Annotated in this window: 11 protein-coding genes; 3 read left to right on the forward strand and 8 right to left on the reverse strand. The window is 63.5% G+C overall.

Annotation, left to right across the window (positions count from 1 at the left end):
• Positions 1-3 precede the first annotated feature (3 nt).
• From HNS34_RS04065 to cysQ, 7 genes are all read right to left on the reverse strand, one after another.
• The gene (locus HNS34_RS04065) at positions 4-1701 is read right to left on the reverse strand and encodes a DUF5927 domain-containing protein (RefSeq protein WP_172318288.1); all 1698 of its coding nucleotides are present in this window, start codon (positions 1699-1701) and stop codon (positions 4-6) included.
• Positions 1698-2708, reverse strand: a complete 1011-nt coding sequence (locus tag HNS34_RS04070; protein ID WP_172318290.1) for a glycosyltransferase family 2 protein — start codon at positions 2706-2708, stop codon at positions 1698-1700. The genes HNS34_RS04065 and HNS34_RS04070 overlap by 4 nt, the downstream gene beginning before the upstream one ends.
• A 7-nt stretch (positions 2709-2715) precedes the next feature.
• Positions 2716-3924: a glycosyltransferase family 4 protein gene (locus HNS34_RS04075; protein WP_172318292.1), complete on the reverse strand. Its 1209-nt coding sequence runs from the start codon at positions 3922-3924 to the stop codon at positions 2716-2718.
• 4 nt (positions 3925-3928) lie between these two features.
• A complete protein-coding gene (gene galU / locus HNS34_RS04080; RefSeq protein ID WP_172318294.1) occupies positions 3929-4819 on the reverse strand; it encodes a UTP--glucose-1-phosphate uridylyltransferase GalU in 891 nt (296 codons plus the stop codon).
• A 139-nt stretch (positions 4820-4958) separates the two neighbouring features.
• Positions 4959-6158 carry a glycosyltransferase family 2 protein gene (locus tag HNS34_RS04085; protein ID WP_172318296.1) on the reverse strand — a complete coding sequence of 400 codons (1200 nt, stop codon included), beginning with the start codon at positions 6156-6158 and terminating at the stop codon, positions 4959-4961.
• Positions 6155-6952, reverse strand: coding sequence for a 3-deoxy-manno-octulosonate cytidylyltransferase (locus HNS34_RS04090; RefSeq protein ID WP_172318298.1), 798 nt, complete (start codon positions 6950-6952; stop codon positions 6155-6157). The genes HNS34_RS04085 and HNS34_RS04090 overlap by 4 nt, the downstream gene beginning before the upstream one ends.
• Position 6953: 1 nt before the next feature.
• Positions 6954-7751, reverse strand: coding sequence for a 3'(2'),5'-bisphosphate nucleotidase CysQ (gene cysQ, locus HNS34_RS04095; protein ID WP_172318300.1), 798 nt, complete (start codon positions 7749-7751; stop codon positions 6954-6956).
• A 130-nt stretch (positions 7752-7881) separates the two neighbouring features.
• Between cysQ and HNS34_RS04100 the strand changes: the two genes are divergently transcribed.
• Both HNS34_RS04100 and HNS34_RS04105 read left to right on the forward strand, forming a co-directional pair.
• The gene (locus HNS34_RS04100; RefSeq protein ID WP_172318302.1) at positions 7882-8706 is read left to right on the forward strand and encodes an ABC transporter permease; all 825 of its coding nucleotides are present in this window, start codon (positions 7882-7884) and stop codon (positions 8704-8706) included.
• Positions 8703-9320 carry an SH3 domain-containing protein gene (locus HNS34_RS04105; protein ID WP_172318304.1) on the forward strand — a complete coding sequence of 206 codons (618 nt, stop codon included), beginning with the start codon at positions 8703-8705 and terminating at the stop codon, positions 9318-9320. Before HNS34_RS04100 ends, HNS34_RS04105 begins: the two co-directional genes overlap by 4 nt.
• Before the next feature lie 52 nt (positions 9321-9372).
• Here the strand turns inward: HNS34_RS04105 and HNS34_RS04110 are convergent, their stop codons facing one another.
• Positions 9373-9978: an alpha-ketoglutarate-dependent dioxygenase AlkB family protein gene (locus tag HNS34_RS04110; protein WP_172318306.1), complete on the reverse strand. Its 606-nt coding sequence runs from the start codon at positions 9976-9978 to the stop codon at positions 9373-9375.
• A gap of 191 nt (positions 9979-10169) precedes the next feature.
• Between HNS34_RS04110 and dnaK the strand changes: the two genes are divergently transcribed.
• Positions 10170-12089, forward strand: coding sequence for a molecular chaperone DnaK (gene dnaK / locus HNS34_RS04115; protein WP_172318308.1), 1920 nt, complete (start codon positions 10170-10172; stop codon positions 12087-12089).
• Position 12090: the final 1 nt, after the last annotated feature.

A 12090-nucleotide genomic window follows, 5' to 3' on the forward strand; every position in this document is an offset into this window, starting at 1 on the left:
GTCCTACCTCACCAGATATGGACGCGTGCCGTCCTGTTTGGGCTGCGCCCCGCCCAGTTCGACGGGGAAATCGCCCATCATATGCGGGTTCATGCCCTGGTTCTTCAGGTTTTGCAGGAATTGCCCGAACCCGGTCAGATCGACCATGCGCGGCGCCTCGGTCAGGCGGCCGACGGCGGGGCCGCCCATCGAATCGAGGATGGATTGCAGATGTTCCATCGGTTCCTCGATGAACTCGGCCAGCGACCATATCCGCACCTCGGCGCGGGTCTGCACCCGGCGCAGGATATCTATGAAATCGACCTCCTGCTTCTGCAGATGCGCGGCCTGCTTGCGGATGGTCAGGAAATCCTTGTTGGCATTGAACAGCGGCACCGCCCAGGCCCCGGTGATGACCGAGATCTGCGCATTGCCATCCTCGGCCATGAACCAGGCGATGCGCTGCTTGTCGCGGGGGGAAAACTGGAACACCTGCCGCTCGCCGCGCGTGTTCCAGATCAGGCTGGTCAGGAATCGTTCGGGGTTGTAGTCGCGCAAGGCCGCGCTGGCCGACAGACAGCCGGAATAGACGTCACCATCGCCCGCGAACCGGGCGCGGGTCCGGTCGAAGAGGTTGCCATGCACCCGCGTGCCCAAGCGGCGCGACAGCCAGGGCTCGAAGTTTTCAAACAGGTCGTTGAAGCCCTGGAACACCGAATAGGGCGCACAGGTCTTGCCGTTTTCCCAATTCGGATTGGGGAACCGGCTGTGCATATACATGCCGGCGCGGCCCCGGGTCCGGCGCTCCAGCGCCTTGGCGAAAACCCGGTCGATCTTGCCCGGCGCAGGTTCGGCCATGACGGTGCCGCGATCCTGGTCGGTCAGGAACGTGTCATAGAGACGATCCGCCTTGGACCAGATCTTGCGCGCGACGAAACAGTCGGACCGGCGCAGCAGATGCAGGTGATCGTCGTAGAAGACATGCGGCTTGCCCTGGAAATCGAACTTGGACAGCGTCAGCGACCGGCTTTCGATCCGGGTCGAGTATTTGCGCACCAGCGTCTGGTAATAGCTTTCGTCGGGGATCCAGACCAGTTTGAAATAGCGGTCATAGATCTTGCGCGACGGGTCTTGCAGGATCGCCGACAGGGTCTGCCGCGTCAGGCACCACCATTGGCTACCCAGATGCGGCACCAGCTTGTCCGGCATCTTGCGCCTGAAGCCGATGTTGCGCTGGAACTCGACATAGCGGTCAAAGAGATACCGGTGCCGTTTCCACGAGAACGGAAACCGCAGCTGGAAGCGTTCGGAATGCAGCCCGTCAACGGTCCATTCCACATCCTCGGTGGTGACACTTTCGATGAAATCGGTGCGCGGGCGCGCGGCGAGGTAGGCGCGCAGCTCCTCCACCGGGCGCAGCGGCAGGCACGAGCCGCTGGACAGGAACACATGCCGGACCTCGGGAAATTCCCGCAGCATCATCTCGGAGCCCGATTGCGATGCGGCCACCAGCGACCAGGTGCCCCATTCGCATTTGTGCCGCCCGCAAAAACGGATGTTGTGCAGGTCTTTCACGGCCTCGCGCAGCCCGTCGAAGGACGCCTTGGCCACCCGCTTGTCGATATGGATCACCACCGGGCAATCCCGTTCGGCCCAATGACGCGCCACCTGCGCGGCCCGGTCCAGCGCGGTGTGACACATCATGACAAACCCGACGCTCATGCCCAGTTTCCCTTGGACATGAGGCCCAGGATCTCAAGCTGGCGCCAGTTGATGTAGCGTTCTGACCATTTGCACCACAGGTTCGGATCCTCGTTCAGGCCGGAATGATAGGCCTTGTATTCATGGCTGTTGGCATAGTGCTGCTTGCGCTGAAGCTCCTCCCGCGCCTTCGTCGTGAAGGTGTCGAGGAACTTGGCGTGCATCAGCACCCCCGACGCTTTCTCACCGCCCCATTCGTCGAAAACCAGGTTCAGCCCGCGCGGCAGCAGCATGTGGGTCGAACTGGCAAAGGCATAGCCCTTGTTCCATTTCACCAGCGGTATCTTGTTCAGCGCCGGCGCGCGTTCGGGGTTCTGGTCGAAGAACAGCCGCGCCCGTGGCCCCCCCTGGATCCACAGGTTGCCGTAATTCCAGTTGCGCTCGATCATGTAATTGCCGCTGTCGAACCAACAGGCGATGTCGAACGGGTTCTGCCCCTCATTATAGGGCTGCGCGGTGATCGGCCCCTTGGGATACATGTCCAGCAGCATGGCGCCAAAGGACTTGATCGAGGAGGAGTCCAGCCAGTCGGTCAGCGCCGGAATGGGCCGCGTGTCGCAAAACGGGTAGATCAGGAACTCATCCGGATCGACCACGACGCACCAATGGCCATGTGCGTATTGCCGCATCAGCGCGTTCAGCCAATCCATGCCAAACCGCGACCGCTTGTAGCTGCCCTGGCTCATCCAGACCGAACAATCGCCCTGCGCGGCCAGGTATTCGCGGGTGCCATCGGTGCTGTCATTATCGACGATGATGAAATGCGACACGCCCCGGTCGCGGTAATAGGTCAGGAAATAGGGCAGCCGGATGCGTTCATTGCGCAGCGTGACAAAGCACAGCACGTCCGAGGGGCGGATATCATCCGTGCGGTCGGCGACAAGCAGCAGCTCACGCGCTTTCCGCCAGGCCCTGACAAGGAACCTCTTTCGCTCAAGGCGCAGCTTGTATCGCTGGACCGCCCTCATGCCTCACCTACTGCCTACCCGGCCAAAGCGCCGCTTCGACCGTCCTGAAATGCTCTGCCCATGTCGGCACGCGAAATTCGGCCACCGATTCCGCCGCAAGGCTAACCGCTGACCGTTTCTTTATCGTTTCCATCCAAGAATACGCATTCAGCGGGTCCAGGTAAACGGCGTAGTCGCCCAGAATCTCTCGCAAAACCGGCAGATCGGCGCAAATCGGCAGGGTTCCAAGCTGCGCGGCCTCGACCGCGGGCAAGCCAAAGCCCTCGGCATGGGTCGGAAAAAGCAGCCCATGCGCCCCGGTCAGCAGCGTCCTGACCTGCCCGTCGCTCAGCCCCTCATGCTCGAATATCGCGATGTTGCGCAGCGGATGACTGTCCAGCCGGTCAAGCAGCGCCGCATCCGCCCATCCCCGCCGCCCGACGATATGCAGATGCGGGCGGGTCGCCTCGGGCAGCTTCTCCCAGACATCCAGCAGCAGCGCATGGTTCTTGCGCGGCTCGATGGTGCCAAGCGCGACGAAGCGCGGCACATCTTTGTCGAACGCCAGCGGCTCGGGCCTTGCGGGCGCGGGCACCCCCAGATGCGCGGGCAAGACGGGGGGCGCATCCACGAACCGGCCGCGCAGCCGTTCTGCCGTGTCTTGCGAATTGCACAGGATCAGATCGGCGCGCGTCATCACCTGGGTCAGCATCTGCGCGAAATGCGCGGGAAAACCGGGGCTGGAATATTCGGGATGCTCCAGCGGGATGAGATCGTGGATGAAGACCGCCGCACGCAGATCGGGCAGCGCCTGGACGGCGGCCAGCGTATGCTCGCTCAGGTTGCTGTGGCCTGTATTCAGATAGACCGTATCCTCGCGCAGGTGATCCGACAGGCGCGGCAGCAACCCCCCCGGCAGGCACCGGGCCAGCGCGTGACGGCGCAACAGCGCCTCACCCGCGTGGCGTGGATTGGCGGCTTTCCCGGTCAGGCGCGACAGGAAATCGGGCTTTCCCCATGGTCCGCCCGCGTCCAGCGCCTGCAAGAAGGCCCGCGCGCCGTCTGCCCCGCAAATCAGGTATCCGCGCGAGGTGCGCACCAGGAACCTTGGGTCGGGGTCAACCGCCAGCACCCAATCCGCATAGGCCCGTTCGACCCGGTCCACACCGGTCAGCGGCCCAAGCCCGACGCGGGACAGAAGCCGCGTCAGATCAAGGCACAGCGCCGCCCCTGCCATCAGGTCACTGGGCTGCGTTTTTCATGGAGGTGACACCGTCGAGGAATTGCGAGAACTCATCGCGCAGATCCTCTCGCGCAAGGCCGAAGGCGACGGTGGCCTGCAGGAACCCGGCCTTTGACCCGCAATCGTAGCGCTGGCCCCGGAACCGGAAACCATAGACATTGTCCGCGCGCCCGATCTCCTGCGCGATGGCGTCGGTCAGTTGCACCTCGCCGCCGCTGCCCGCCTTGGCGCGGTTGAGGTTGCGCATGACGTCAGGCGTCAGGATGTAGCGCCCGATCACGGCCAGGTTCGACGGCGCGTCCTCGACCGCCGGTTTCTCGACCATGCCCTTGACCGACACGACGGACCCCATGTCTTCCTTGACGTCCAGCACCCCATAGGCCGAGGCCTTTTCGGGCGGCACTTCCATCGCCGCGACCATGTTGCCGCCAAGCTCGGCATGGGCCTCCATCATCTGTTGCAGACAGGGCTTGTCGGCGGCGATGACGTCATCGGGCAGGATCACGGCGAAGGATTCATTGCCCAGAAGCCTGCGCGCGCACCAGACCGCGTGGCCGAGGCCAAGCGCCTTGTTCTGCCGCATATAGGCGATTTCGCCCGAATCCATATTGGTGGTCTTGAGCGTCTCAAGAATGTCCAGCTTGCCCTTCTTGCGCAGCGAATGCTCAAGCTCGGGCGCGACATCGAAATAGTCTTCCAGCGCACTTTTTCCGCGGGCGGTGACAAAGATGAATTCCTTGATGCCCGCCGCGCGCGCCTCGTCGATGGCGTATTGGATCAGGGGCCGGTCGACCAGGGTCATGATTTCCTTGGGGATCGACTTGGTCGCGGGCAGAAACCGCGTTCCCAAACCTGCCACTGGAAAAATCGCCTTGGTGACTTTCTTCATTACCTATCCCAACTTACTGCGCGACCAATGCCTGGGGTTCGTGCCCCATGTTCCGACGCTGCCCGAAAACCTTGACAGTTCTTGCGCCAGATATGGCCATTTCTGTGTCTTTTGCCGGAATATGGCCCCGAATGTCCATTCATGGCCAGCGAATTCCGTGCAGCCGTGCCTCTTCTGCCGCGATACGTGCAGCAAAGCCCCAGGGGCGAAACCGGGGCTGGTCGCGCAGAGAGGGACCGAAGAGGCCGCCGGATTGCAGCCAGACCCCCGAGCGCGTGAACCTCACGCGATGCGCGCGCACGGTCGGGGCCAGCAGAAAGACACTGGAGGAGCGTCCCTCGGCGGCAGCCTGCCGTGCCGTTTCCATAAGTCTGCGGCGCTGGAACCAGCGGCCCGATAGCACCAAGGGTTCGGGCGCTTCGCCGCCCACCAGCGGGACGAAATCGGGCGGCGGGGCCAAGTCCTGCGGCGGGACCATCTCGGCGCTGCGGCCCGCCTCCATCCCGGCGCGCAGATCGTCCAGCAGGCGGCGCATCTCCTCGACGTCGATCTGTCCGCTGCGCACAAAGCGCTGCACCCGTTCCGATTGCTCCTGCAAGATCTCGGTCAGCCGCTGGTCCATCCGGTCGCTGTGCTTGCGCAGGTAGATCACGCTGCTCGCCCCGATCTGGAACAGGCTGCGCGGGATGCGGCCCGCATTGCGGCGAAGGCTTTCGGCATAGCCGTGATGGACCGTGGCGAGCGGCGCGAAACCCGCCCGCATCCCGGCCTTGTGCAACCGCCAGGCCAGATCGGTTTCATCCAGGAAAAACGTGAAACCGGGATCGAACCCGCCGAGCGTTTGCAGCGCAGGCCGCCGGATCGCCATATTGGTGCCTTCCAGCTTGACCGCTTGCCCCACGGGCAGCGGCCCATTCAGCGGATGCGCCACGCCCTCGGCATCGACGCTCCGCTGGCCCCACTGCACGGATATTCCGTTGCGGCCAAGCACGGTCCCGGTCGTGGCCATGACCTCCGGATCGGCGAAAGGCGCGGTCAGATGGTTCAGCCATGTCGGCTCCGGCACCGCGTCATCGTCGATGAAGGCCAGGATCTCGCCCGCCGCCAGACCCGCCGCCTGGTTGCGCGCGGCGGAGATATTCGCCTCGGCCTGATGCCCGGTCTTGATCCATTGCGCGAAAGGCAGGTCCGAGATCGCGACCAGCCCGGCCTGATCGGCCACCACGACCAGTTCGAACGGGCGATGGAACAGCTGGCTGACCCCGATCGCCGCGCGGCGCAGCAACTCGGGCCGCCCGTGGCTGACGATGACGACGCTGACGGTGGGGCTCTCGCTCAAGGTTCCCCCATCTCGGCCAGCATTGCCTCGATCCGGGGCACGTCCTCGGGGTTGTTCAACTCCCAGAACTTGCGCCCCCGCGCCTCGACTTCGACGCAGAGCACCTTGTGCCCGGCCTCCAGGAACCGCAATTGCTCCAGCCCCTCCAGCACCTCCAGCCTGCCCACGGGCCAGGTCGGATAGGCCAGGAGCGCATCGGGCCGGTAGGCATAGACCCCGACATGGTGAAATACCGGCGTTTCGGCCTCGGGGGCGTAGGTCTGGCCGGTATAGGGAATGACCTCCTTGGAGAAATAGAGCCCGTGGTGATCGGCATCGAACACCGCCGTGGTGCCCCCGACGCGGCCCGCCTGACGGTCGGCGACCAGCGCGGCATGGGTTTCCCCGTCGCAGCGCAGGACCGGCGTGGCCAGCGCCGCATCGGGGGCCTTGCGCAGACCCGCGATCAGGTCTTCCAGGAACCAGGCGGGCGTCAGCGGCGCATCGCCTTGCAGGTTCACCACCATGTCGACACCCGAAAGCTGCCCGAGCGCCTCGGCGCAGCGTTCGGTGCCGTTGCGGCACGCTTCCGAAGTCATCAGCACCCGCGCCCCGAACCCCTCCGCCGCCGCCCTGATCCGCGCGTCATCGGTGGCGACATAGACCGCGTCGATCCCCGCAACATTTCGCGCCGCGCGCCAGCTGCGCTCGATCAGGCTGCGCGCCTGCCCCGTGGCGCCGCGCAACTCGGCCAGCGGCTTGCCGGGATAGCGCATCGAGGCATAGCGCGCGGGGATGATGCAGACGGTCGTCATGTCACGCGCCTTTCAGATCGACGCCGGGCGCATAGGCGATGAAGAACGGGTTCTCATAGCCCGGCTTGCCATAGGTAAAGGGCGCGTGATCCTCGAACCGGACCATCTGCCCGCCCGCGCCGCGCAAGACCGCATCGCCTGCCGCCGTGTCCCATTCCATCGTGCGGCCGAGCCTCGGGTAGATGTCGGCCTCGCCGGTCGCGACCAGGCAGAACTTCAGGGACGATCCCGCGCTTTTCATGTCGGCTGTCTCATATTTCCCGATATAGGCATCGGTCGCCGCGTCCCGGTGCGATTTCGACGCCACCACCAGCAGGGCGGAATTGTCCGGGTCAGACACTGACATCCCTTTGACAGAGCCTTTTTCCCCCTCGCTGAACGGCCCCGCCTCCTCGACCGAGCGCCCCTCGGCATCGGTGTAGAAAAGCCGCGCTTTTGCTGGCGCATAGACCACGCCACGCACCGGAACGCCGTCGACCACATAGGCGATGTTCACCGTGAAATCGCCGCGCCGCTTGATGAACTCCTTGGTGCCGTCCAGCGGATCGACGATGAGGAAACTGGCCGCCGTCTCGGAGTGGCTCGCCGCCTGTTCCTCGGTCACCAGCGTCACCTCCGGAAACGCCGCCCGCAACCCGGCGGAGATCAGCGCATCGGCGGCCTCGTCGGCCTCGGTCACCGGGCTGTCATCGGACTTCGCCTTCACCTCGAAATCGTCGGCGTCGTAAATCTCCATGATCCGCGCGCCCGCCTGCAATGCGAGGGTGCGGAACACGGTTTCCATCTTGTCGAAATCCATCAAGTGCCTTTCCATAGCGTCGATTGAAAAATCCGGGTTTTGCGTTTATCGTCTCCTACCAACGATTGAGCAAGAATTCCCTGCGACAAAGACAGGGGCCGCGAAGATCGGTCAGGCAAGCAGGTTAAAGATGCAATTTCGTCAAGACACACGGCGCACGACCTTCGGGATCATCCTGAACCTGTGCGAACTGACCTACCATTCCACCGTCCGCAAGGTGCGTGAAACGCATGGCAACGCGCTGATGGCCCTGTTCATGAGCATCATGCAGGCGCTGCTTTTCGTGTTCGCCTTCTATTTCATGTTCACCGTCCTGGGCACACGCGGCATGATGATCCGCGGCGATTTCATGATCTACCTGCTGACGGGGATCTTCCTCTACCTGACGCATATCAAGGCACTCGGGGCCGTCCTGGGGGCCGAGGGGCCGACATCGGCGATGATGCAGCACGCGCCCATGAACACGCTGGTGGCAATCGCGTCCTCGGCCCTCGCGGCGCTCTATATCCAGACGCTGTCGCTTATCGTGATCATGTTCGGCATTCACACGATCCTCAACCCGATCGAGATTCACGATTGGGCCGGGGTCGGCATGATGTATCTTCTGGGATGGGCCTCGGGCTGTGCCATCGGTCTGGTGCTTCTGTCGCTGAAACCCTGGATTCCGGATGCCATCTCGCTGATCCAGACGCTCTATACCCGCGCCAACATGATCGCCTCGGGCAAGATGTTCGTGGCCAACAGCCTGCCGGGTTTCATGATCCCCTGGTTCGACTGGAACCCGCTGTTTCACCTGATCGACCAGTCGCGCGGATTTGCTTTCAACAACTATTTCCCGCATTATACGAATTGGCAGTACCCGATCTATTTTACCCTGGCCTTTCTATTATTGGGCCTGATGGGCGATTTTTACACGCGCAAGCGCGCCTCGGCTAGTTGGATGGCACATAGATGAAAAAGCTACTTCTTTCCCTGTTCTTCGTGATCTTTGGCACCATGGCCTCGGCCCAGGTGCAGGACTACCCCGCCCTTTTCAACGTCACCGACGTACCCCCCGGCGACATCCTGAACGTGCGCGCCGGGCCGGGCGTCAACCACCAGATCATCGGCACGCTCGCGCGCAATGCCACCGGGGTCGAGGTTATCGGCACCACCGAGGATCGCCGTTGGGGCCGTGTCTCGATGGGCGAGATGTCGGGCTGGTCCTCGATGCGCTACCTGACCCGCACCGGCCCGTCCTGGGACCAGGGCCTGCCCGCGCCGCTCTATTGCTCGGGGACCGAGCCATTCTGGAGCTATGACCGCCAGGTCGGCGGCGGCAGCTGGAGCGATTTCGAGGTTCAGAACCAGCCCCATGCCGAACGGTGGTCCGGCAGCGCCTCGGGCCGGGGCCCGTCGATGTTCGCGCTGGACCTGGACAGCGGCACCGCGACGATGACCGCCTTCATCCGCCGGGGCATCTGCTCGGACGGGATGAGCGACCGGGATTACGGCATCGTCGCCCAATTCCTGCGCCGCAGCGGCGGCCAGACCGTGCTTCTGGACGGATGTTGTTCGCTGGCGCGTTAAGGCATGTCGCTCAAAAGCGGGAACCGGTTTTGAGCTTCTCGGACATCGCGTATCAACAGTCCACCACCCGCAGCGTCAGATTGATCCGCCCGCCCTTGGGCAGGAGCGGCGAGGATCCGAACCTGATCCGGTCCACACCGTGATGGTGGAGCCGCGCCGCACCGCCCATCACCACGACATCGCCCGAGCTGAGCCAGAGAGACTCGGTCTTGCCGCCGCGCGCGTCACTGCCCATGCGGAACAGCGCCGCGTCCCCAAGCGAGACCGAGACCACGGGCATTGAGAAATCCCCCTCGTCCTTGTCCTGGTGCATCCCCATCCGCGCGCCGTCGCCGTAGAAGTTGATCAGGCAGCTATCCGGCAGCCGCTCCACACCCGATAGGGCGCGCCATATCTCCAGCACACGCTCCGGGATCGCGGGCCAGTCGACGCCCGTTGGGTGCCGATCCTCATAGCGATAGCCGCGCCGGTCCGTGACCCATCCGACCCGTCCGGCCGAGGTCATGCGCACCGACATTTCCCGCCCGCGCGGCGTCACCGGCACCATCAGCGGCGCGGCCCGGACCACGCCCCGGATATCCTCCAGCAACGCGCCTTGCGCTTCCGCCCCAAGAAATTCCTTGTAAATCAGGAACCCCCGCGTATTCAGCACCTGCATCGTGGTTTCTCCGCCCCCTGTTGCAGAATCGTAAACCTTCCGCCCATCCCCCTGTTGCAGCGGCGCAGGCCCCCACTTATATACCCTGCGAAGCGCGGTCGGGGCAGCCCCGGCCTTTACCTAAAAGGGGGCCGGGGGCCGCAACCGGACCTGCCCTCTGCAACATCGCCTTGAAGAAGGGATCTGAAAACATGGCCAAAGTCATTGGTATCGACCTCGGAACAACCAACTCTTGCGTCGCCATCATGGACGGCGCACGCCCGCGTGTGATCGAAAATGCCGAAGGCGCCCGCACCACGCCCTCGATCGTCGGCTACACCGATGATGAGCGTCTGGTCGGCCAGTCCGCAAAACGGCAGGCGGTCACCAACCCCGACAACACCATCTTCGCCGTCAAGCGCCTCATCGGGCGCCGCATGTCCGATGCCGCGGTCGAGAAGGACCGCAAACTGGTGCCCTACGCCATCGTCGATGGCGGCAATGGCGACGCCTGGGTCGAAGTGCGCGGCGAGAAATATTCGCCCAGCCAGGTCTCGGCCCTGATCTTGGGCAAGATGAAGGAAACCGCCGAAAGCTATCTGGGTGAGGAAGTCACCCAGGCCGTCATCACCGTGCCCGCCTATTTCAACGACGCCCAGCGTCAGGCCACCAAGGATGCCGGCAAGATCGCGGGCCTGGAAGTCCTGCGCATCATCAACGAGCCGACCGCGGCAGCCCTCGCCTATGGCCTCGACAAGAAAGAGACCAAGACCATCGCCGTCTATGACCTCGGCGGCGGCACCTTCGACGTGACCATCCTCGAAATCGACGATGGCCTTTTCGAAGTGAAATCGACCAATGGCGACACCTTCCTGGGTGGCGAAGACTTTGACATGCGCATCGTCAACTACCTGGCCGATGAGTTCAAAAAGGAAAACGGCGTCGACCTGACCAAGGACAAGATGGCCCTGCAGCGCCTGAAAGAGGCCGCTGAGAAAGCCAAGATCGAACTGTCCTCGGCCACGCAGACCGAGATCAACCAGCCGTTCATCTCGATGGACCCCAAGGGCGGCCAGCCGCTGCACATGGTGCAGAAACTGACCCGTGCCAAGCTGGAAAGCCTGGTTTCCGACCTGATCAAGAAGTCGATGAAACCCTGCCAGGCGGCGCTCAAGGATGCGGGCCTGTCCAAGTCCGACATTGATGAGGTCGTGCTGGTCGGCGGCATGACCCGGATGCCCAAGGTGATCGAGGAGGTGACCAGCTTCTTCGGCAAGGAACCCAACAAGGGCGTGAACCCCGATGAGGTCGTGGCGCTTGGCGCGGCGATCCAGGCCGGTGTTCTGCAAGGCGACGTCAAGGACGTGGTCCTTCTGGACGTGACGCCGCTGTCTCTGGGTATCGAGACGCTCGGCGGTGTCTTCACTCGCCTCATCGACCGCAACACCACCATCCCGACCAAGAAGAGCCAGATCTTCTCGACCGCCGAAGACAACCAGAACGCGGTGACGATCCGGGTCTTCCAGGGTGAGCGTGAGATGGCCGCCGACAACAAGATGCTCGGCCAGTTCAACCTTGAGGATATCCCCCCCGCCCCGCGCGGCCTGCCGCAGATCGAGGTGACCTTCGACATCGACGCCAACGGCATCGTGTCGGTCAGTGCCAAGGACAAGGGCACCGGCAAGGAACAGAACATCACGATCCAGGCCTCGGGCGGTCTCAGCGATGAAGACATCGAGCAAATGGTGCGCGACGCCGAGGAAAACGCCGAGGCCGACAAGGGCCGCCGTGAGCTGGTCGAAGCCCGGAACCAGGCCGAGAGCCTGATCCACTCGACCCAGAAATCGCTGGAGGAACATTCCGACAAGGTCGATCCGACCACGGTGGAAGCCATCGAACTGGCGATCAAGGCGCTCGAGGAGAACATGGAATCCGAGGACGCCGGCAAGATCAAGGGCGGCATCCAGAACGTGACCGAAGCGGCCATGAAACTGGGTGAAGCGATCTACAAGGCGCAGGCCGAGGCCGAGGGCGAAGAGGCGCCGGAAGGCTCCGACGGGCCGTCCAGTGTCGATGACGACATCGTCGATGCGGATTTCGAGGATCTGGGCGACGACGACCGCCGGTCGTAAG

Source organism: Alterinioella nitratireducens, from assembly GCF_013155465.1.
Taxonomy (GTDB): Bacteria; Pseudomonadota; Alphaproteobacteria; order Rhodobacterales; family Rhodobacteraceae; genus Alterinioella; species Alterinioella nitratireducens.